We start from the raw sequence: 20,060 nt of genomic DNA on the forward strand, positions 1-20,060 counted from the left end.
GGAGTGAGGCAGTTTAGCTTACGTTGGTTGCGCCGCTTTTGGCTGGGGTTTGCCATTGTTCTTGTACTCTTTACCATTGCCATCAGTTTATTTCGGGCCATGTTGCCCATGCTCAACAGCTACAAAGACGATTTGAGTGCTTGGCTTCTGACTGAGCACCAACTTAATATCCAACTCGATAGCCTTGATGCCACTTGGGACAATTATGGCCCCGCTTTAGTGGTGCTGGATACCACTTGGTTACCGACATCTGATGAGCCTTTTGATGTCACTATCGCACAAACTCGCATTCGAGTGGATTTGCTGAAAAGTGTGCAACAAAAGCAATGGGTTTTTAGCAGAATTGCTCTTTCTGGCGTAAAACTAAACTTATACCTTGATCGCCTAGGTGCAACTGACTCTTCGCCTGCCCCTTTAAATAGCCAAGTTTGGCAATCTGTTCTGTTAGAGAAAATTCAAGACTTTGTTATTTTGGATAGCCAAGTCGTCTTACACTCTGAGCTTTCCCCCAGCACCGTTTTTAACATCGCGCAGCTGAGTTGGCTTAATCTCGGGGAGCGCCATCAAGGAGTGGGAAAAGGGCGAATAGGTGAGGCTGGAGAAAATAGTTCGTTTAATTTTATTCTCGACATAAAAGAGACGTCGTCTCCTTTGTTTAGTGATTGGTTGGGGCAGCTGTTTGTGGAAGGCGAACAGCTGAATTTAGCGCCGCTGTTAGCGGGTAGGGTGGCAGAGCATAGTGAGTTGCTTGCTGCTAATGTTAACTTTAAAGGCTGGGCTGATTTTTCATTTAAAGGCATAAACAGCGCTCAATTACATATCCAACCTTCGCAATTATTGTGGCAAAGTCAGCAACAAGCGCACCAGCTAACGGTTAACTCTGGTGTCATCAAATGGTGGCCAACAGCAGCTGGCTGGCAAATAGACGGCAGTGAGTTTAGTGTCTCATCCATGGCTGCGCCGCGCGACAACGCTACCGAAAGCGAAATAAGCGCTACGCCGCTAAAAGATACATCAAGTTTACTTAATTCCAGGTTCAATTTTCAGCTTTATCAACATGATGACTTTTTAGTTGGGTCATTAGGTGAGATTGAGTTTGCCCCGTTTTTAACCTTGGGCTCGCTGTTTGCTGATTCTATATCCACTCGGGATAATTGGTGGGTTAATGCTCAGCCGATGGCGAAAGCGACAAGCTCTCAAGTCTTATACCAAATGAAATCCAATCAGTATCTCGCCCATAGTCTTATTTCTGATATTAACCTAAAAGCGAATGCTGGCTTGCCCAGCTTACAAGACGCGACAGTGCAACTGTTGGGGTCAGAGTTAGGTGGCCGTCTCTCATTGTCACTGGCCGATACCCAACTCGATTTTGCGCAGCAATTTCAAGCACCAATCCAAGTTGGCCGCATAAGCGTGCCGTTGCGTTGGACGTATGGTGTTAACGGCCCGATATTAAGCAGTGATAGTGCGCTATTCAGTAACCAAGACCTAGCTTGGCAGGGACGGTTCAAGCTGGACTGGTCTGATGGCGGCTCACCCTATTTATCTTTATACAGTGAGGCCAATCTCAAGCGAGCCAGTGAGGCTGATAAATACTTTCCGATCCAACTGATGGGGGAAAATGTGTATGACTATTTACAACCCACGATTGCTGCTGGTGAGGTAGAAACCGCTAAAATACTTTGGCATGGTCGGCTCGATCAATATCCTTATGAGAAAGGTGAAGGAGTGTTTCAAGCTTGGGTGCCATTAACCAATACGGAGTTTCACTTTTACCCTGGCTGGCCACCCTTAAGTGAAATGAAGATTAATTTACTCTTTCAAAACGCGGGCCTATTTCTTGAAAGCTCTGATGCAACGTTAATGAAGGCGCGCTCTAATCAGATCACTGGTGCCATAACGCGCTTTGCACCGGATGCCAATTTAACCATTAACGCAAAAGTACAAGGGTTTAGTCGTGATATTAGTGAATACCTACAAGCGTCTCCCTTAGCTGATTCAGTGGGCGCTGCATTAAAGAAAGTAGTTGTTGCAGGGCCGATTACTGGCGAACTCAAGCTTGAAATCCCTCTTAATGGAGACCCCGCTAAGGTAGCTGGCGCGATAGCATTAAATGACAATAAGGTAAATATTCCATTAAGTGCCGACGCCGAAACCGTTTTGTCACTTAGCCAAGTGACCGGACAATTTGAATTTGATCAAGGGAACTTGAGTAACGGCTCTTTTAAGGCAAATTGGCAGCAGCAACCAGTAACAGTGCGTTTTAGCGGTGAAGAGCAAGCCGATACTTACCTCGCAAAGGTTAATGTACTTGCCGACTGGCCTGCTAATAAGCTGGATAAGCAATGGCCTGCGTTACAGCAACTGGATTTAAGTGGCAAGTTGAGCTGGCAAGCTAACCTCAATTATCAAAGCTTTGCGCAAGGTGGTTATCGCTACGATTTACAGTTGTCTTCTGACACCCTAGGTTTAGGGATTGGATTACCTGCACCAATGAATAAAAACAGCCTCCGAGGCTGGCCTTTGTCGATTAACCTAGCAGGTAGTGAGAAAGGCACAGAGTTAGACGCTGAGTTAGATAGTAAGCTCTTTATCCGCGCCTCGGTGAATGCAAAAAATGCAACAGAAAGTCGCTGGTGGTTACACCTAGGCCAAACGCTACCGAGCCAAATGCCTGAGCGTGCTAAAGCTGTGAGTGTGGCATTGAATCAACTTGATTTAGATCCTTGGTTAGCTTGGGCGCAGCAACAAAATTGGCCTCAATCGGGCACATCGCAGAGCGATTGGATACCTGATTTTATTAAAGTGAACATCAATGAGATGCAGTTTTGGCAACAAGCTATACATGGTTTGTCGCTAAGTGCGCGTCGTGATCAGCAGCAGTGGTCGTTAAACCTGGCATCCGGTAAAGGCAAGGGCAAAATAGTCGATACGCCCAATTTACTTTTGGTAGATTTACAGCGTCTTTATTTACCTGATTTGGTGGTGCCTAGCGCGGGAAAAAATGATCCGCCATCACCTTGGTCTTGGCAACACCTGAAAAACACGCAACTGAGTTGCCAAAAGTGTCAAATAGGCAATATTAACTTAGGTCAGGTGCAAGGGCAGTTTACCCGTCATAGCAAGGGCATTAAGCTCGATAACTTAAGCTTGTTATATGGTCATTCAGATGTACATATGACTGGCGACTGGTCGGGGGAATCCCAGCAGAAAACGCAATTAAATATTGCCATACAGAGTCGGAATATTGCTCGCTTTGCACAAACGCAGGGCTATGATAGCCCAATGAAAGAGACTTCTGGCGTAGCTGACTTTGAGTTGAGTTGGCTAGGCAGTCCAAATATGTTTAATACTGAGAGCTTAAATGGCAAGGTTAAGCTTGCAACTAACACGGGCTATATTGCTGATGTGAGTGACAAAGGTGCACGGCTATTTAGCTTGTTGAGCCTAGATTCCATTCGTCGAAAGTTGAACTTGGATTTTCGTGACGTATTTGTTGATGGTTTATATTTTGACTCGATTAAAACCACCGCAAATATCACCAATGGCTTAGTGAACAGTGATGATTTTACCTTAGATGCTGCGGCTGGGCGATTACAAGGAAAAGGTCAGCTTGATCTTAATCGTTGGCAAATGGATTATCGGATGTCATTTTACCCTGACGTAACCTCAAGCTTACCGGTGCTCGCGGCTTTCACATTAACGCCGGTAACAGGATTGTATGTATTGCTGCTATCGAAAATTTTTGAACCTGTGGTCGATGTTATCGCAGAGGTCAATTTTAGCCTTAAAGGAGACATTTCTAATCCTGAAATTAGCGAGATTGGTCGTGAAAAAGGGGTGGTAGAGTTACCGAAAGAAATTAAGGAGTCTTATGAACAACGTATCACTGATTCAGTTGATAAGCTGCAGCAAATCCGCTGATAACCTCGCTCGGATTGAACAACTCTTATATCAATTAGCGCCTAAACCGAAACAATGGGTGTTACTCCCCGAAAATGCGATTATTTTCGGTGTTAAACAAGACTATTTAGCTGCCAGAGAAAAGTTAGGCGATGGGCCGTTACAAGATGCTTTAGCAAAGCTCGCTCAGCGTTTTAATATCTACCTAGTCTGTGGCAGTTTTCCGATAGAGAGTGAGGAAGCGGATCGAGTTTACACCTCAAGTTTAGTTTTTTCGCCGCAAGGGCAGCTCATTAAGCATTACCATAAATTGCATTTATTTGATGCTCAAGTGGCTGATGGAAAAGGCAGTTATCAAGAATCTGCTACTTTCAAACCTGGTAATCAGCTGGCTTACCTTAATGAAAACGGCCTAACCCTTGGCCTGACTATCTGTTACGATTTACGTTTTCCAGCTTTGTTTCAGCAGCTAAGGCAGGCGGGAGCACAAGTGATATTTGTCCCAGCGGCGTTCACTTATGTTACGGGTAAAGCGCATTGGTTGCCTCTGTTACAGGCTCGGGCGATAGAAACTCAGTGTTATATTGTTGCTGCCAACCAAGGTGGCGATCATAGCAAGGAGCGACAAACTTGGGGTCATTCCTGTATTATTGACCCCTGGGGTGAAATAGTTGATCAATTAGAGCTAGGTGAAGGGGGGCTAAGCGCCGCTGTTGACCTGACTAAACTGGATGATATTCGCCGTCGTATGCCTGTTATGGAACATCAACGTATAGTTGGGCAAAGACTCAACGAAAAGGATTAAGAATGAGCTTTGAAACCGTTTGCCAGCATTTGTTAGGGCCAACCGAATTAAATAGCGACAAATTAGAAGCAGTATTGGCGAGTATGTATCAGCACGATTTGGATTACGCTGATTTGTTCTTTCAATCAAGTCGCCATGAAAGTTGGGTGCTTGAAGACGGTATTGTCAAAGAAGGTAGTTTTAACATTGAAAAGGGCGTGGGCGTGCGTGCTGTTAGTGGTGAAAAAACCGGTTTCGCTTATTCAGATCAACTGAGTTTTGCCGCTTTGCAACAAGCAGCTAATGCCGCACGAGGCATTGCTGGCGCGGGCCAATCGGGTAAAGTTAAAATTTTAACCCCCACTCACGGCAAGATTATTTATCCAGAATTAGATCCCCTTGCTTGTCTTGAAAAAGAAGCCAAAATCAACTTGCTGAAATCGGTAGATGCTTATGCACGTAGTTTAGATCCTGCCGTCACGCAAGTGATTGTGAGTATGGCTGCGGTGTATGAAGAAATGTTAGTGGCGGCTAGCGATGGTACTTTTGCCTCGGATGTACGACCTTTAATCCGTTTTAATTGCTCAGTATTAGCCGAAAAAAATGGCCGCCGTGAGCGCGGCAGTGCCGGCGGCGGCGGTCGCTACAGCATGGTGTACTTTACCGAGCAAGTTGAAGGCCAAGCGCGCGCGTTTGGTTATGCTAAAGAAGCGGTGCGTCAAGCCTTGGTCAATTTAGAAGCGGTTGATGCTCCCGCCGGCGCGATGCCTGTGGTATTGGGCTCAGGTTGGCCCGGCGTGTTACTTCATGAGGCCGTTGGCCATGGATTAGAAGGTGACTTTAACCGTAAAGGTGCATCGGCTTTCTCTGGTCGCATTGGTGAAAAGGTCGCTTCTGAACATTGTACTATCGTTGATGATGCTACCCTTGCTAATCGTCGTGGCTCGTTAAGTGTTGACGATGAAGGTACCGAGGGGCAATACACAGTATTAATCGAAAACGGTATTTTAAAAGGTTACATGCAAGACAAGCTCAATGCGCGCTTAATGGGCGTAGCGCCAACCGGTAATGGTCGCCGTGAGTCTTATGCGCACCTACCAATGCCACGCATGACTAACACTTATATGTTGCCAGGCAAGTATGAGCATGATGAATTGATTGCCAGTGTGAAAAAAGGCATTTACGCGCCTAATTTTGGTGGTGGTCAGGTAGATATCACCTCAGGTAAGTTTGTGTTCACTGCATCTGAAGCTTATTTAATCGAAAATGGTAAAGTGACTACGCCGATTAAAGGTGCAACCTTGATTGGTAATGGCCCAGAAGCCATGTCGAAAGTGTCGATGGTAGGGAATAACTTAGCGTTAGATCCCGGTGTCGGTGTGTGCGGCAAAGATGGTCAAAGTGTGCCAGTGGGGGTTGGACAGCCGTCATTGAAATTAGATGAATTAACCATTGGTGGCACTAACTAGCAGAGAAAGCTATTTTTAATTAGGTAGTTACTAACTGAGAAAATTAAAGTAACACAACAAAAAGCATTACTGCTTTTTGTTGTGTAGCGCTTTCTTTAAACCATTTAACCAGTGTCTATGTTGCCATTAAACGATTTAGCCCTGCTTATCGACCATAATTTCACGCAAGTATTTAAATAATTCACGTGAGGATTTTGGTGGTTTATTACCCGCCGCTTCTTTGTTGGCTTGGCGCACTAGCTGGCGTAACTTTTGACGCTCAAAGCTAGGTTGCTGCTCCATTAAACGCGAGATAGCCTCATCACCTTCACTGATTAATTCATCGCGCAGCAATTCAAGTTGATGAAAAGCGTGAGTTGCGGCTTGGTGTTTATTGGTTAATACGTCTAGCGCTGCTTCGATAGGCTCCGGATCTTCTGAGCGCATTAGCTTACCAATGTATTGTAATTGGCGGCGCAATGCTTCGTGTTTATTACTGATTTTATGTGCCAGCTTGATAGCGTCAGATAGATTATCAGACAATGGAATGTTTTTGAGTTGACTCGGGCTCAAGCTAACCAAGCGGGCCCCGAGCTTTTGCAGTGCTTCACTTTCTTGCTTAAGTTGCGTTTTACTGATGATGTCGTTTTCGTCTTCTGGATGCATATTGGTTCATTCTTGTAGGTTTGATATGACTATCTTACCAGCAAATTGTCGCAAGCTCCTCATGTCATGATATGCTTGGCAGAAATGTATCGGAGTAGAAGAAATAACATGGAGCCAACAAGTCTGATTGCACAAGAACAAGACCAGTTAGAACAAGCAGTTGCTGACGCGGTCTTGATGGCAAAAAAACTCGGGGCGGACCAAGCAGAGGTCGCAGTTAGTCGTCAAACGGGAATATCGGTCAATACCCGAATGGCAGAAGTGGAAAACATTGAATTTAACCATGATGGCGCACTGGGCATTAGTGTTTATGTCGATGGTCGTAAAGGTAATTCATCCACTTCAGATATCAGCAAGGAATCAATAGCGCGTGCCGTTGAGGCGGCAATTGACATTGCTAAACATACCAGCCAAGACCCCTTTTCAGGGTTGGCTGATGCCGATTTACTTGAACGTCAACCGCAAGATTTAGACTTGTTTCATCCTGCTTCACTCGATCCCGAATCAGGCTTAGCCCTTGCTAAGCAGTGTGAAGAATTCGCGCTGGCGGCAGATAGCCGCATTGTTAATTCTGATGGCGCCAGTTTTAGCAGCCATTTAGGCATTAAAGTCTATGGTAATAGTCATGACTACGTACAAAGCTATTTGTCTAGCCGCCATAGTTTAAGTTGTATGTTAATCGCGCAACAAGGCGATGAAATGCAGCGAGATTATAGTTACACCATGACCCGTAATATTGCGGATATGTGGCGTCCAGAGCGGGTCGCACAAGAAGCCGTTGAACGTACAGTGGCGCGCTTAGGAGCACGGAAAATCGACACCTGTAACTGTCCGGTGCTATTTTCTGCCGATAGTGCGGTAAGTTTGTTTGGCCATTTAGTTAATGCCATTAGTGGTGGTAGCCTTTATCGCCAATCGTCGTTTTTATTAGATAGCTTAGGCACGCAGGTATTTCCAAGTTGGTTTAATATCAGCGAGCGTCCTCATATTAAATCAGGCCTTGCTAGCTCACCGTTTGATGCTGAAGGGGTAAAAACTCAAGATCGTGAGATTATCTCAGGTGGCGATTTAAATACTTACCTGCTAACCAGTTATTCCGCTCGTAAACTTGGCATGACGACGACTGGCCATGCCGGTGGTATTCATAACTGGTTTGTCCAAAGTAACCAAGGTGACTTTAAAGACATGTTGCGCCAGTTAGGCACGGGTTTGTATGTGACTGAGCTAATGGGGCAAGGGGTTAACGCTGTATCGGGTGATTACTCTCGTGGCGCAGCGGGCTTTTGGGTTGAAAACGGTGAACTGGCTTTCCCGGTTCATGAAATCACTATTGCAGGTAACTTGAAAGACATGTTTATGGGGATTCAGGCCGTTGGCAGTGATATCGATACGCGCAGCAGTCTGCAAACAGGCTCGGTGCTGATTGATAATATGAAGATCGCGGGCAGTTAATTGTTATCGCTCGCCTTAAATGAAGCGTAAATAAAACTGAACAACATCCTCAGATTTATACTGGGTTGAGATTAAAAGGCCGTGGCGTTACTCGTGACGGCCTTTTTATTTACAGGAGAGGTTGAATTCTAGGCTCGTAAAAAGATCGTCGCCATGCCTAAAAATGAAAACAGTCCGACGACATCGGTTACCGTAGTGAGCGCCATACCGCCCGCAAGGGCAGGGTCTATTTTAAGTTTGTTCATGATCAGTGGAATACAAACGCCGGCCAAGCCTGCTACCGATAAGTTGATGAACATGGCTCCTGCGATCACGTAACCAATATTCACATCGCCTTTCCAAATAACTACCGCCACAGCCACAAGTAGCGCCCAAATTAAGCCATTTAATAAACCGATGGCGGCTTCTTTCATAATCAAAGTGCGGGCGTTCGAGTCACCGATGTGGCCAACCGCCATGCCGCGAATAACCAGTGCCAAGGTTTGATTGCCGGCGATACCGCCCATGCTGGGGACGATGGTCATTAACACGGCTAGGGTGGCGATTTCAGATAAGGTGGCTTCAAACATATTAGACACAGACGAGGCCAGTAATGCCGCGCCTAAATTAACGGTTAACCAAATGGTGCGGCGCTTGGTACTTTTTAAAATAGGCGCAAAGGTATCCTCATCATCATCCATCCCCGCCATCCCCATCATTTTGTGGTCGGCGTCTTCACGGATAATATCGACCACGTCATCGATAGTGATACGTCCAAGTAGGCGATCATCTTGATCGACCACGGGCGCACTGATTAAATCTCGGCGTTCAAATATTTTGGCCACTTCGATTTCTGCCATGGCAACGGGGATGCTTTTACGGCTGTTATCCATCACGTCCATTACGGTGGATGCGGGATCGACCGTGAGCAAGGTGGCTAATGCAACTTCACCAATGAGCTTATCGTGTTTATTGACCACATAGAGGGCATCGGTGGCCTCTGGTAGCTCACCTTTCAAACGCAAATAGCGTAACACCACATCGATAGTGACATCAGGTCTGAGTGTGATGGTGTCGGTGTTCATCACGCTACCTGCTGTATCTTCAGGATAGCCTAAGGCTTGCTCTAGACGGTGTCGGTCTTGCGCATCCATTTGCGATAGTACGTCTTGATAGGCCGAGTCGTTTAGACCACTAAGAACGTAGGCAAGATCGTCGGTGTCCATGCCTTCGGTTGCGGCAACCAGGTTTTCCGTATCCATTAGGGCGAGGATACTGTCTCGAGCATCTTCATTTAGCTCTTCTAGGATCTCACCTTGCTGCTCTGAGTCGGTGAGTTGCCAAATATTTTTACGCTCAGCGTGGGGGCAGGATTCAAGTAGTAAGGCAATATCTTCAGGGGGGAGTTGCTGTAACATGCGGCGAACATGAACAAACATACCACTGCTTAACGCTTTGTTAACTTCGACTAGGCGCTCATGTGTGCTCAAGTTGACTAGATTATCTAGCATCCGCTTTTCCCCTTGTTTGCCGTTATCAATAGGCGATAACTAATTAATTTTATTTATTATTCTTCTTCTTCAAATTTATCTTCTATCAGTTGTCTTACTGCTTCTAATGCGCATTTGGCATCGGCCCCTTCGGCTTGAATGACGATTTGTTGGCCTTGACAGGTTTCTAGCATGAGTAAGCCCATCACACTGGCTGCAGAGGCGGATTTGTCGCCGTGGACTAAGGTAACTGTCGCGTCAAATTTTAGCGCTAACTCTGCCAGTTTTACAGCCGCTCGTGCATGTAAGCCCAATTTGTTCTTTATGGTGATATGTTGCTCTAGCTGTAACATTTAACGTTTTTCCAAGGTGCGATGACGAACTTGCACTTGTTGTTCGTGGCGAAAGAATTCGGCGATTTTCTCGGCGATAAATACCGATCTGTGTTGGCCGCCCGTACAACCGATAGCGATAGTGACATAGCTGCGGTTATTGCGTTCAAGATGAGGCAGCCAAGTGCCAATCAAATTCTCTATTTGCCAGATAAACTTCATCACTAATGGCTGCTCTGTTAAGTAGTGTTGAACTTCAGCATCGAGTCCGGTTTGTGGTTTAAGCTCGGGGATCCAATGTGGATTAGGTAGAAAGCGCGCATCAAACACATAGTCTGCATCTTTTGGTAAGCCATTTTTAAAACCAAATGATTCAATGACTAATACCAATTCATGACTTTTTTGGCCGAGTACTCGTTGTTTTACCAACTCACTCAGCTCATGGATTGACATATCACTGGTATCAATGCGTAAATCGGCCGACTCAGAGATAGGCTCGAGCAAGGTGGTTTCTTGATCTATCGCTTGAGATAGCGATAGCTGCATTTTTGCTAGTGGATGTAAACGCCTGGTTTCACTGTAGCGACGTACCAAAATACTGCTACTGGCATCAAGAAATAAGGTGGTGAGATCAACCGATGCTTTGAGATCCTTAATGACGTGGTGTAATTCATTTTGGTCAAGGGGCAGGTTACGCACATCGATGCTAACCGCCACGGCATCGTAATTATCTTTAAGACTAGTAATTAAATCGGGTAGTAAGGGTAATGGCAGGTTATCGACGCAGTAATAGCCTAGGTCTTCCAATACTCTTAAGGCAACGGTTTTGCCTGATCCGGAGCGGCCACTGACGATGGTGAGTTTCATATTGCTCCCGTTATGACACGCAAATGAGTTCGAATAACTCCGCATCTGTTTTAGCCGCGCGAAGTTGGCGACAAATTTGTTTATCAGAAAGTTTACCAGCGATAAGTGACAAGGTTTTTAAATGTTGGCTACACTGGCTTTCTGGGACGAGAACGGCGAACAATAAATCAACGGGTTGATTGTCGATGGCACTAAAGTCTATCGCGGTCTCACATTGGATGAAAACGCCGGTAACAGGGTAATCATCACTGATACGAGCGTGGGGGATCGCAATACCCGCTCCAACACCTGTGGTGCCAAGGCGCTCACGCGTTAGTAGGTTTTCAAACACTACTTTAGGGTCAATATTGAGTTTTTGTCCTGCTAACTCACTGATGATTTCCAGTGCTTTTTTCTTGCTTGAACAAGAGACTGCACTCAAGGTGCAGTCTGGGGCTAATAATTCTTTTATATCCATATTTAAATTTAAGACTGTTTCAGCTTTTCCTTGTGTTTGATCACTTGGCGATCAAGTTTGTCAACTAACGAATCAATCGCGGCATACATATCTGTGTCTTGGGAGTTAGCAAATACTTCTCCGCCTGACAGGTGTAACTTGGCTTCAGCTATTTGATTCAACTTTTCGACGTTTAATATCACTTGTGCTGAGTTAATGCTATCAAAATGACGCTCTAATTTAGATAACTTAGTTTCAACGTAACTGCGCATTGAATCGGTGATGTCGATATGGTGGCCAGATAGATTAATTTGCATAAACATTCTCCTGTTGCAGCCTAAAGTAGGCTCTTACGTTGGTTGGAAGGCGGGATGTTCAAAGACTCGCGATATTTAGCGATGGTTCTTCGCGCAACCTTTATGCCTTGGTCAGCAAGCAGTTGAGTAATTTTACTGTCACTTAGGGGCTTAGCAGGGGTTTCTGCTGCCACTAATTTTTTAATTAAGGCCCTAATGGCGGTGGATGAACATTCGCCACCACTTTCTGTTGCAACATGGCTAGAGAAGAAATACTTCAACTCAAAGATGCCACGCGGCGTGTGCATGAACTTTTGCGTGGTGACACGCGAAATAGTGGACTCGTGCATTTCCACGGCTTCCGCGACATCGTTTAATACCATGGGTTTCATTGCTTCATCGCCGTATTCAAAAAAAGCAACTTGATGCTGTACGATACAGTTGGCCACTTTTAATAAGGTGTCATTACGGCTTTCTAAGCTTTTAATAAACCATTTGGCTTCTTGTAAATGTGAACGAATAAACTGACTGTCATCGGTGTTTTTAGTTTGTTTGGCAAAAGAAGCGTATTGATCATTAACGCGAATTTTGGGCATGCAATCTGGGTTTAGTTCGACGACCCAGCGACCTGATTTTTTTTGCACCGAGACATCTGGAACTATATATTGAGCGTCCATTTCAACAATCGCATTGCCTGGTCTTGGCTCTAAGGTATGGATCAGGCGCATGACTTCGCGTAGATCGTCTTCTTTTAGCTTAGTTTTACGGCTTAGAGTACGAAAGTCACGATTAGCGAGTAAATCCATATGCTCGTTGATCACCATTATGGCTTCTTCTAACCAGAGAGTGCCTTTTTCGATTTGATTCAGCTGGATTAACATGCATTCTTGCGCGGAACGAGCACCAACGCCGAGAGGATCAAAATGCTGCAATCGTTTAAGTACGGCTTCAACTTCGTCGAGCTCAACATCAAGAAAGTCAGAGGAGACACTATCTAATATATCTTCGCTAGAGACAGTCAAATAACCAGATTCGTCAATGGCATCGATAATGGCAAAGGCGATAGCGCGATCAGTTTCACTAAAGGGGGTTAACTCCATTTGCCAGATGAGGTGGTCATGTAGGTTAGCTGAGGTTTCACCTTGATAAATAAAATCGGCATCATCGCCACCTGAGCCGACACCTGAAGTGCTTGAACCTGTGCCCGTGGTAAAGGTGTCATCCCATGTTGAGTCTGTGGGAAGATCATCAGGAATGTCATTCTGCGCCATGGCCTCCGACGTTTCGAGTTGGCTAGATGTGTCGTTATCGTAGCTTTGCTCTTCGTTACCGTGGTCGTTTTCTTCTACTTCTAACAGCGGATTTGACTCAAGGGCTTCTTGAATTTCTTGCTGTAAATCTAATGTAGAAAGCTGCAACAAGCGAATAGCTTGTTGTAGCTGAGGGGTCATGGTTAACTGCTGACCTAAACGCAACTGTAGGGTTGGCTTCATTAAATTCCTGTTAGATATAAATCTTTAGATAACGGTTGTTACCTATAAAAACTATAGCTTGAATTGATCGCCTAGGTAGACTCGTTTTACTTGTTCGTTTTGTAAAATGTCTTCTGGCTTGCCAGCGGCAATCATTTCTCCATGACTCACTATATAGGAATATTCACATACATCTAGTGTTTCCCTCACATTATGGTCAGTGATTAATACGCCTAAGCCTCTGTCTCGTAAGTGTTCTATGATTTTTTTTATATCTATTACAGAGATAGGATCAACCCCAGCAAATGGCTCATCAAGTAAGATGAATTGAGGATCTGCTGCGAGTGCTCTGGCGATTTCAACGCGGCGTCTTTCGCCGCCAGAAAGGGACATCCCTTTACTATTTTTTATATGGGTAATATGAAATTCTTCAAGTAACTCGTTCAGTCTATCTTGTTTTTGTTCCGTGGATAGCTCATCTCGAACTTCTAGGATTGCCATGATATTTTGCGCGACCGTAAGGCGACGAAAAATAGAAGCTTCTTGTGGCAAGTAGCCAATTCCCTTCTGCGCGCGCACGTGCATTGGTTGGCTAGAAATTTCTTCATCATCAATAAATATCTGGCCTTCATCGCGCTTTACTAAACCGACTACCATGTAAAATGTTGTCGTTTTACCTGCACCATTGGGGCCGAGTAAACCAACAATTTGCCCCGTGTTCACTTGTAAACTAACGCCATTTACTACACGACGATTCTTATAACTTTTCGCTAAGTCTTTTGCTTGGAGTAATGCCATTATTGCGCCGCTTTATCTGTTGATTTATCTGATGACTTTGAGTTTTTCTTGCTATCGACTTGAGCGGGTAAAAATACGGTTCGGGTTTGAGTCTCGCCTTTTTTACCTTCAATCTGGCGTGTCTCAATGTTGTAGGTGATAGTTTCAGCGGTGTAGTTACTGTCTAACTGCTTTAAAGAGGCATTTTGGCTCAAGATTATCTGGTTATTTTTTTTGAGGTAACGAATTTTTTTTGCCTTTGCTTCTACTGGTTTACCATCATCCATCATTTGATAAAAAGTCGCTGGATTGCCAGTCGCAATCATTTCTTCTTCGCCGGGCTTATGGCGGATGCCAACCAATTTATTGGCGGTGAGCTTAATTGTTCCTTGTGTCACCACGACGTTACCTAAAAAAGTGGTGGTGTTACTGTCTAGGTCGGCTGTATTGGAATTGGCTCGGATAACAATTTCTTGCTCTGAGTCAGACTTAAGCGCGTAAGTAGGAGCACTTAGTAATACCAGTGATGCTAGTAATAATTTAAGGTTTTTCATTTAAATAAGTCGCCGTTACTTGGTTTAATAAACTGATGGTTTTACCTGATAGTTGACCAAATAATCCCGTGCCTGTTTGTTGCATTTGCTCTCCATATAAGGTGACTAAGTCATCTGAATGGATTTCATTCTTTATTAAATCTAGGGTGAGCTTGTCGGTGGTGATCAGATTTATGTGTTGGTCATGGGTCAAATTAGTGATGGTAACGTTGTTACTTAGTTCAAAGGTGTGCTGATCGAACAGAATGCCGTCGTCTCCGGTAATTTGCCACTGAGTTTGATCTTCATTGCGAAAAAGTAATAAAACAGGTTTCGCAAATACTGTCTTTAAGTCTTGTTGGTAATAATGCATTTGGGTGGCAAAAAGCCGGTAGTCAATTTTTCCTGCTTGGGTAAAGACAGCTCCTTTGACTTCATTAGCGATAAAGTAAGCTTCAGAAGGATCGCGCTCAGCAATAGGCGCTTCAGTGTGTTTAAAAAACTGCCAAGCGCCAAGAGAAACCATAAATAGTACGGATAACCAGATGTTGAGCTTTTTCATACACTGGTACCTTGTGCATGAGCCAACTCTCCACGAGCGTGCAATAGTAGATCGCAAAGCTCGCGCACAGCACCAAAGCCGCCTTTTATTGTTGTAACATAGTCAGCTTGTTGCTGCACTATTGGGTGTGCATCCGCTACGGCTACTGCTAAGCCAACCTGATTCATCACGGGTAAATCAATCACGTCATCACCGATATAAGCGACTTCATCCGGGTTAAGGTTTAACTGCGTGAGTAATTGCTGGAAAGCAATAAGCTTATTATCTTGGCCTTGAAAAATATGAGAAACGCCCAGAGCGCTCATTCGGTTGTTAACAATGGTGGACTTACGTCCGGTGATCACCGCTACTTCTATACCAGCATGAAGCACGGCCTTGATACCGAAGCCATCTCGGGTGTGAAATGCTTTGAGCTCCTCGCCGTTGTTGCCCATGTAAATTCGGCCATCAGAGAACACCCCATCAATATCGCAAATAAGCAGCTTAGTATGAACCAGCTGCTGATGTTGCTGTGCGGTAATGGTGCCATATGGGGTGTTTAGCATAAAAAGCCCTAATTACATAAGTTTGAATAAAATTACATAGTGTAAAACAATAAAACTTGGTACGCGATAAAGCAGGCTAATAATAATCCGCCTTCAACGCGGGTAATTTCTTTTATTTTACCGTTACCTGCCACTATTAATAATAAAACGGTGACGCCTAACATGTAATACATATCACGCCCCGCTGCGCTAGCGTCTATGGTTCCTGGTGCTAAAATACCTGGAATAGCTAACACAGCTAAGATATTAAAAATATTTGAACCGACAATGTTTCCTAATGCAAGATCGCCTTCTTTCTTCAATACACTGGCAATACAAGCGGCTAGCTCTGGCAAGCTGGTACCAATGGCAATAATAGTTAAGCCGATGACCAAATCTGATATGCCAAAATGTTTCGCGATAACGACCGCTGAACCCACGAGTTCATTAGAGCTGTATATTAATAAGCCTAAGCCAAACACCAACCAAAATGCCGCTTTCCAAAACGGTATATCAGAGGGAATCTCATCTTCTAGCTCTTCAACAAGTGGATCATTGGTGTTTGGATTTTTTAACGCCATCCAAGTTAAGCCGCCAATCGTCGCAAAGAAGCCAATAATTAACACCGTTCCTTCACCGCGCGTTAACTCTAGATCCCATAATAACCACGCCGCCAATAGGCTAGTCACCATGACCATAGGCAGCTCACGACGCATGGTGGAAGATGCGACTAGCATTGGCCGCAATAATGCGGTTAAGCCTAATACTAAGGTAATATTGGTAATGTTGGAGCCAATGGCATTGCCAATGGCTGTGTTAGGAGCGTCATTTAAACTAGCACTCGCAGCCACCATCATTTCTGGCGCTGATGATCCCATTGCGACTATGGTTAAGCCTATGATAAGAGGAGATATGCCTAAGTTTCGTGCGATGGCGGCGGCACCAAAGACAAATTTGTCGGCGCTCCATACTAATGCTGCTAGGCTAACAACGAGTATTAAGACATTAAGCCAAAGGATATTCGCTTCCATAGTTCCTTTCTAAAAGTGTGATCCGAAAAAGGTATTTTCCCGTTTCTGGTCTCAAATGTGAAGCGTTTGAGTATGTTTATTATTAAGCATAAAATAGTGAGCTGTATTTTAAGGTGAAATATATAATGGGACAGCTAGTTCAGATCCGTGATATGAGTTTTGCTCGAGAGCAGCGGATATTGTTCGATAACCTCAATTTGGATATCGCACAAGGTAAAATTACGGCCATTTTAGGTCCCAGTGGTATAGGTAAAACCACGTTGCTAAAATTAATCGGTGGGCAATTAACGCCATCTTCGGGGGATATTTTATTTTCCGGTGAAAGTGTCTGTCGTGCTAAGCGCGCTCAGCTATATCAAATGCGGCGTAAAATGGGGTTATTATTTCAAAGTGGCGCCTTGTTCCCTGAGTTAACGGTGTTTGAGAATGTGGCATTTCCGCTTCGTGAACACACACAGCTGACAGAGCCTGTGTTACAAACGTTAGTTAGAATGAAGTTGGAATCGGTTGGTTTACGTGGTGCAGAGCAGTTAATGGCCACGGAACTCTCTGGTGGTATGGGCCGACGAGTCGCACTAGCAAGGGCCACCGCACTCGATCCTGAGCTAATGATGTATGATGAGCCGTTTGCAGGGCAAGACCCGATTTCTATGGGCGTGTTGTTAAAACTGATCCGTGATTTAAACCAAAGCTTAGGGCTAACTTCTATTGTGGTCAGTCACGACGTGACAGAAGTGCTGGAGATTGCCGACTATGTTTATGTGCTAGCCGATAAAACTATTATTGCCCAAGGAACAGCTGATGAAATTAAGTCTAATCAAGACCCGAGGCTGGTTCAATTTATTAATGGATTGCCCAATGGGCCGGTGCCCTTCCATTATCCCGCTAGCGATTTTTTAAAGGATTTAGCCACGCAGTGATTAATCAAATTCAACGAATAGGGGAGCGAAGTGTCAACTTTGTTACCCAGCTTGGGGTCGCCGGTTTAATGCTGATGAGTGCATTATTCAGCAAACCAAATTGGAAATTTTTACGTTTAGTCGGTCGGCAAGTTCACAACTTGGGCGTACTTTCGTTACCTATTATTCTGGTGGCAGGGTTATTTATCGGTATGGTGTTAGGCCTGCAAGGCTATAATGTGCTGGTGAGTTATGGGGCAGAACAAAGCCTCGGTACTATGGTCGCATTATCTTTACTGCGCGAGCTCGGCCCTGTGGTGACGGCATTATTGTTTGCTGGCCGAGCGGGCTCGGCATTAACCGCCGAGGTTGGCCTAATGAAGGCCACTGAGCAAATATCGAGTATGGAAATGATGGCGGTGGACCCGTTTAAACGCATTATTGCGCCACGTTTTTGGGCCGGAGTGTTATCAATGCCCGTACTGGCTTTTATGTTTTCTTTGATTGCCATTTGGGGCGGTAGTTTTGTCGGCGTTGATTGGAAAGGCATCGATAGCGGTGGCTTTTGGTCGGTAATGCAAGCCAGTGTTGATGTTCATCAAGATATTTTTTACGGCTTTATTAAAAGTACCGTATTTGCTTTTGTAATTGTATGGGTGGCTTTATACAACGGCTACTATGCTAAGCCTTCGTCAGCAGGCATCAGTGAGGCGACAACGCGAACCGTGGTTAATGCATCTTTATTGGTGTTGGCGCTGGATTTTATATTAACCATCTTGATGTATGGTTAAGGTTAGGGAACAAAAATGACAGAAAAAAAATTACATTTAGCGGTTGGCAGTTTTGTCTTAGCAGGCTGCTTTGCTTTGGTTTTACTCGTGGTACAAGTGGCTGGTTTTTCCTTTACTCAAGACCAAGGCTCTTATACCTTGAAGGCGAAGTTTGACAATATTGGTGGCTTAAAGGTTCGCTCACCAGTTAAGTTAGGCGGGGTTGTGGTTGGGCGTGTTGAGGCTATCTCCCTTGATGCCAAAAGTTATACGCCTGTTGTGACATTAAGAATGGACCAGCAATATGGATTTTATCCAGAGACGAGCTCTCTTGCGATTTTGACGGCAGGGTTGTTGGGAGAGCAATTTATTGGCTTGCGTCCTGGTTTTATGGATGATGACATAGAGTTACTCGGTGAAGGTGATTTTATTGATGACACCAAATCTGCACTGGTGCTCGAAGATTTAATCGGACAATTTTTATTTTCAATTCAAGACAACAGTAAGGAATAAAACATGCTATTGCGCTTTTTGTTGCCATTATGTTTACTGCTTTCTAGCAATATGGCGGTTGCTGCCACTCTGAAAGAATACCAAGACCCTTATCAACTCATTGAAGAGGTAGCGGGTAAAGCATTTGATCGGGTTAAAAATGAAAAAGCTTTAATGGAAAAAGATCCCGCCCATGCTGAGGATATTGTTCGTGAAGAGTTACTATTTTATGTTGATTCAAAGTACTCGGCATATAAGGTCGTTGGGCCGGAGCTAAAAAATACCACGCCAGCACAAAGAGAAAATTTTGTCGCGGCATTTAAAGAACACATGGTGAAAACTTACTCAACCGTGTTGTTTAAATATGATCAGCAAGTGTTACAGTTTGATAAGCGAGAAAGCTTTGCTGGTAAAAAAATTGTCACCGTGCCAGTGCGCTTTGTGCAAGCGGGCTCTCCAGACATCAATGTGTCATTTAAGCTGCGTTTAGATAAGAAGACTCAATCATGGCGGGTGTTTGATGTCGTTGCGGAAGGTGTAAGCTTGTTATCAACCAAGCAGTCTGAGTTAGGCAGCTTAATTCGTAAAGATGGCATCGACAGTGTGACCGCACAACTTATTGCTAAAAATAATGAAAACAAGTAAATGTTAGATTTTACATTAAACCAGCAAACCCTTTCTATTACAGGCGCCTTAGTCACTGAACAAGTGGCTGGGCTTGCCCCTAGTGTCACAGCCGATTTTGAAAAGATTGATTTATCAGGTGTCTGTGACTTTGACTCAGCGGGCTTAGCTTGGTTAGTCACGTTTTATGCTCCCCTAAGCTGTGAATTTATCAATTTACCTTCAAGCTTACGTAAGCTTGCTGATTTATATGGATTAACCCCCTTATTTGAGCCAGCGTAAGCTATCGATAAAAGCGTGATTGTTAACAAAAACCAGAATAATCACACCTTAGCGGTTTAACTTAGACGCAATTGGTGATAAAACAGCTGACTTTTATGGCCTGTCAGACTGATATCTCCCGTCAGCGAGCCAAAGTTTCACGTATTTTTTCTGAATAAAAGTAGGATTTTACTATGGATCCAAAAGAAATAGAGGCGAAGTTATTAGCCGCATTGCCACTAGAGGCATGTTATGTCAAAGGTGAAGGCAGTCACTTTCAAGTGATCGCTGTTTCTGACATGTTTGCAGACATGAGTCGCGTAAAAAAACAGCAAGCCATCTATGCTCCCTTGATGGAAGAAATTGCTGCCAACACGATCCATGCTTTAAGCATTAAAGCTTTTACGCCGCAGCAATGGCAAAAAGAAAAAATATTTAATCAGCCGTCCTGAATCGAGGTAT

At 44.4% G+C, this 20,060-nt stretch carries 22 protein-coding genes; 10 read left to right on the forward strand and 12 right to left on the reverse strand.

All coding sequences use genetic code 11. The annotated features are described in order from the left end of the window. The first annotated feature begins 3 nt into the window (after positions 1 to 3). Genes Q4519_RS00545 through tldD form a run of 3 tightly spaced genes read left to right on the forward strand, consistent with a single transcriptional unit; the run spans position 4 to position 6,156 of the window. Positions 4 to 3,924: a YhdP family protein gene (locus Q4519_RS00545; RefSeq protein ID WP_303508385.1), complete on the forward strand. Its 3,921-nt coding sequence runs from the start codon at positions 4 to 6 to the stop codon at positions 3,922 to 3,924. Beyond that, positions 3,875 to 4,708 carry a carbon-nitrogen hydrolase family protein gene (locus Q4519_RS00550; RefSeq protein WP_303508387.1) on the forward strand — a complete coding sequence of 278 codons (834 nt, stop codon included), beginning with the start codon at positions 3,875 to 3,877 and terminating at the stop codon, positions 4,706 to 4,708. The genes Q4519_RS00545 and Q4519_RS00550 overlap by 50 nt, the downstream gene beginning before the upstream one ends. Before the next feature lie 2 nt (positions 4,709 to 4,710). Next, positions 4,711 to 6,156, forward strand: coding sequence for a metalloprotease TldD (gene tldD / locus Q4519_RS00555; protein WP_232799947.1), 1,446 nt, complete (start codon positions 4,711 to 4,713; stop codon positions 6,154 to 6,156). Positions 6,157 to 6,291: 135 nt separating this feature from the next. On the opposite strand, the gene yjgA is transcribed toward tldD, so the two are convergent. Next, positions 6,292 to 6,801, reverse strand: a complete 510-nt coding sequence (gene yjgA / locus Q4519_RS00560; RefSeq protein ID WP_232799946.1) for a ribosome biogenesis factor YjgA — start codon at positions 6,799 to 6,801, stop codon at positions 6,292 to 6,294. A 108-nt stretch (positions 6,802 to 6,909) separates the two neighbouring features. Here yjgA and pmbA point away from each other — a divergent pair, with 108 nt between their 5' ends. Further along, on the forward strand, positions 6,910 to 8,253 hold the full coding sequence (pmbA, locus tag Q4519_RS00565) for a metalloprotease PmbA (protein WP_303508391.1): 1,344 nt from the start codon (positions 6,910 to 6,912) through the stop codon (positions 8,251 to 8,253). A 128-nt stretch (positions 8,254 to 8,381) separates the two neighbouring features. Here the strand turns inward: pmbA and mgtE are convergent, their stop codons facing one another. From mgtE to Q4519_RS00620, 11 genes are read right to left on the reverse strand one after another with little or no spacing between them, the layout of a single operon-like run. After that, entirely contained in the window at positions 8,382 to 9,743 is a 1,362-nt protein-coding gene (gene mgtE, locus Q4519_RS00570) for a magnesium transporter (RefSeq protein ID WP_232799944.1), read from the reverse strand. Positions 9,744 to 9,799: 56 nt separating this feature from the next. Beyond that, a complete protein-coding gene (locus Q4519_RS00575) occupies positions 9,800 to 10,075 on the reverse strand; it encodes an HPr family phosphocarrier protein (RefSeq protein ID WP_232799943.1) in 276 nt (91 codons plus the stop codon). After that, the gene (rapZ, locus tag Q4519_RS00580; protein WP_232799942.1) at positions 10,076 to 10,921 is read right to left on the reverse strand and encodes an RNase adapter RapZ; all 846 of its coding nucleotides are present in this window, start codon (positions 10,919 to 10,921) and stop codon (positions 10,076 to 10,078) included. A 10-nt stretch (positions 10,922 to 10,931) separates the two neighbouring features. Beyond that, the gene (gene ptsN, locus Q4519_RS00585) at positions 10,932 to 11,378 is read right to left on the reverse strand and encodes a PTS IIA-like nitrogen regulatory protein PtsN (RefSeq protein WP_232799941.1); all 447 of its coding nucleotides are present in this window, start codon (positions 11,376 to 11,378) and stop codon (positions 10,932 to 10,934) included. Between the two features lie 8 nt (positions 11,379 to 11,386). Then, on the reverse strand, positions 11,387 to 11,674 hold the full coding sequence (gene hpf / locus Q4519_RS00590; RefSeq protein ID WP_303508399.1) for a ribosome hibernation promoting factor: 288 nt from the start codon (positions 11,672 to 11,674) through the stop codon (positions 11,387 to 11,389). A gap of 20 nt (positions 11,675 to 11,694) precedes the next feature. Further along, positions 11,695 to 13,146, reverse strand: coding sequence for an RNA polymerase factor sigma-54 (locus Q4519_RS00595; RefSeq protein WP_303508401.1), 1,452 nt, complete (start codon positions 13,144 to 13,146; stop codon positions 11,695 to 11,697). Between the two features lie 51 nt (positions 13,147 to 13,197). After that, positions 13,198 to 13,923 (reverse strand): LPS export ABC transporter ATP-binding protein, encoded by a 726-nt coding sequence (gene lptB / locus Q4519_RS00600; protein WP_232799938.1) that lies wholly within the window; start codon positions 13,921 to 13,923, stop codon positions 13,198 to 13,200. Then, positions 13,923 to 14,456 (reverse strand): lipopolysaccharide transport periplasmic protein LptA, encoded by a 534-nt coding sequence (gene lptA, locus Q4519_RS00605; RefSeq protein WP_303508405.1) that lies wholly within the window; start codon positions 14,454 to 14,456, stop codon positions 13,923 to 13,925. The genes lptB and lptA overlap by 1 nt, the downstream gene beginning before the upstream one ends. Beyond that, positions 14,443 to 14,997, reverse strand: a complete 555-nt coding sequence (gene lptC, locus Q4519_RS00610) for an LPS export ABC transporter periplasmic protein LptC (protein WP_303508408.1) — start codon at positions 14,995 to 14,997, stop codon at positions 14,443 to 14,445. Before lptC ends, lptA begins: the two co-directional genes overlap by 14 nt. Then, positions 14,994 to 15,542: a 3-deoxy-manno-octulosonate-8-phosphatase KdsC gene (gene kdsC / locus Q4519_RS00615; protein WP_303508409.1), complete on the reverse strand. Its 549-nt coding sequence runs from the start codon at positions 15,540 to 15,542 to the stop codon at positions 14,994 to 14,996. The genes lptC and kdsC overlap by 4 nt, the downstream gene beginning before the upstream one ends. A gap of 32 nt (positions 15,543 to 15,574) precedes the next feature. Continuing rightward, a complete protein-coding gene (locus Q4519_RS00620) occupies positions 15,575 to 16,552 on the reverse strand; it encodes a calcium/sodium antiporter (protein WP_303508410.1) in 978 nt (325 codons plus the stop codon). A gap of 125 nt (positions 16,553 to 16,677) precedes the next feature. Here Q4519_RS00620 and Q4519_RS00625 point away from each other — a divergent pair, with 125 nt between their 5' ends. The 6 genes from Q4519_RS00625 to Q4519_RS00650 all read left to right on the forward strand — a co-directional run bounded on the left by Q4519_RS00625 (position 16,678) and on the right by Q4519_RS00650 (position 20,050). Further along, on the forward strand, positions 16,678 to 17,472 hold the full coding sequence (locus Q4519_RS00625) for an ATP-binding cassette domain-containing protein (protein ID WP_232799933.1): 795 nt from the start codon (positions 16,678 to 16,680) through the stop codon (positions 17,470 to 17,472). After that, positions 17,469 to 18,242, forward strand: a complete 774-nt coding sequence (mlaE, locus tag Q4519_RS00630) for a lipid asymmetry maintenance ABC transporter permease subunit MlaE (RefSeq protein ID WP_232799932.1) — start codon at positions 17,469 to 17,471, stop codon at positions 18,240 to 18,242. Before Q4519_RS00625 ends, mlaE begins: the two co-directional genes overlap by 4 nt. A 15-nt stretch (positions 18,243 to 18,257) precedes the next feature. Next, entirely contained in the window at positions 18,258 to 18,734 is a 477-nt protein-coding gene (gene mlaD / locus Q4519_RS00635; protein WP_232799931.1) for an outer membrane lipid asymmetry maintenance protein MlaD, read from the forward strand. A gap of 3 nt (positions 18,735 to 18,737) precedes the next feature. Beyond that, on the forward strand, positions 18,738 to 19,358 hold the full coding sequence (locus Q4519_RS00640; RefSeq protein WP_232799930.1) for a phospholipid-binding protein MlaC: 621 nt from the start codon (positions 18,738 to 18,740) through the stop codon (positions 19,356 to 19,358). Continuing rightward, complete coding sequence (locus Q4519_RS00645) at positions 19,359 to 19,619, forward strand: lipid asymmetry maintenance protein MlaB (RefSeq protein WP_303508414.1); 261 nt, start codon at positions 19,359 to 19,361, stop codon at positions 19,617 to 19,619. It abuts the gene before it with no gap. Positions 19,620 to 19,792: 173 nt separating this feature from the next. Beyond that, entirely contained in the window at positions 19,793 to 20,050 is a 258-nt protein-coding gene (locus Q4519_RS00650) for a BolA family protein (RefSeq protein WP_232799928.1), read from the forward strand. The last annotated feature ends 10 nt before the right edge of the window (positions 20,051 to 20,060 follow it).

Origin of the sequence: Motilimonas sp. 1_MG-2023 (assembly GCF_030547455.1) — a bacterium.
GTDB lineage: Bacteria > Pseudomonadota > Gammaproteobacteria > Enterobacterales > CBDFNC01 > Motilimonas.

What these genes read in the sequence shown, in the direction of transcription:
- ptsN (WP_232799941.1), bottom strand. Translation starts at nt 11,378, where the DNA reads ATGGATATAAAAGAATTATTAGCCCCAGACTGCACCTTGAGTGCAGTC.
- mgtE (WP_232799944.1), bottom strand. Translation starts at nt 9,743, where the DNA reads ATGCTAGATAATCTAGTCAACTTGAGCACACATGAGCGCCTAGTCGAA.
- mlaD (WP_232799931.1), top strand. Translation starts at nt 18,258, where the DNA reads ATGACAGAAAAAAAATTACATTTAGCGGTTGGCAGTTTTGTCTTAGCA.
- lptB (WP_232799938.1), bottom strand. Translation starts at nt 13,923, where the DNA reads ATGGCATTACTCCAAGCAAAAGACTTAGCGAAAAGTTATAAGAATCGT.
- Q4519_RS00650 (WP_232799928.1), top strand. Translation starts at nt 19,793, where the DNA reads ATGGATCCAAAAGAAATAGAGGCGAAGTTATTAGCCGCATTGCCACTA.
- Q4519_RS00640 (WP_232799930.1), top strand. Translation starts at nt 18,738, where the DNA reads ATGCTATTGCGCTTTTTGTTGCCATTATGTTTACTGCTTTCTAGCAAT.
- pmbA (WP_303508391.1), top strand. Translation starts at nt 6,910, where the DNA reads ATGGAGCCAACAAGTCTGATTGCACAAGAACAAGACCAGTTAGAACAA.
- Q4519_RS00625 (WP_232799933.1), top strand. Translation starts at nt 16,678, where the DNA reads ATGGGACAGCTAGTTCAGATCCGTGATATGAGTTTTGCTCGAGAGCAG.
- Q4519_RS00550 (WP_303508387.1), top strand. Translation starts at nt 3,875, where the DNA reads ATGAACAACGTATCACTGATTCAGTTGATAAGCTGCAGCAAATCCGCT.
- lptC (WP_303508408.1), bottom strand. Translation starts at nt 14,997, where the DNA reads ATGAAAAAGCTCAACATCTGGTTATCCGTACTATTTATGGTTTCTCTT.
- Q4519_RS00620 (WP_303508410.1), bottom strand. Translation starts at nt 16,552, where the DNA reads ATGGAAGCGAATATCCTTTGGCTTAATGTCTTAATACTCGTTGTTAGC.
- tldD (WP_232799947.1), top strand. Translation starts at nt 4,711, where the DNA reads ATGAGCTTTGAAACCGTTTGCCAGCATTTGTTAGGGCCAACCGAATTA.
- Q4519_RS00575 (WP_232799943.1), bottom strand. Translation starts at nt 10,075, where the DNA reads ATGTTACAGCTAGAGCAACATATCACCATAAAGAACAAATTGGGCTTA.
- hpf (WP_303508399.1), bottom strand. Translation starts at nt 11,674, where the DNA reads ATGCAAATTAATCTATCTGGCCACCATATCGACATCACCGATTCAATG.
- yjgA (WP_232799946.1), bottom strand. Translation starts at nt 6,801, where the DNA reads ATGCATCCAGAAGACGAAAACGACATCATCAGTAAAACGCAACTTAAG.
- Q4519_RS00645 (WP_303508414.1), top strand. Translation starts at nt 19,359, where the DNA reads ATGTTAGATTTTACATTAAACCAGCAAACCCTTTCTATTACAGGCGCC.
- rapZ (WP_232799942.1), bottom strand. Translation starts at nt 10,921, where the DNA reads ATGAAACTCACCATCGTCAGTGGCCGCTCCGGATCAGGCAAAACCGTT.
- lptA (WP_303508405.1), bottom strand. Translation starts at nt 14,456, where the DNA reads ATGAAAAACCTTAAATTATTACTAGCATCACTGGTATTACTAAGTGCT.
- Q4519_RS00595 (WP_303508401.1), bottom strand. Translation starts at nt 13,146, where the DNA reads ATGAAGCCAACCCTACAGTTGCGTTTAGGTCAGCAGTTAACCATGACC.
- kdsC (WP_303508409.1), bottom strand. Translation starts at nt 15,542, where the DNA reads ATGCTAAACACCCCATATGGCACCATTACCGCACAGCAACATCAGCAG.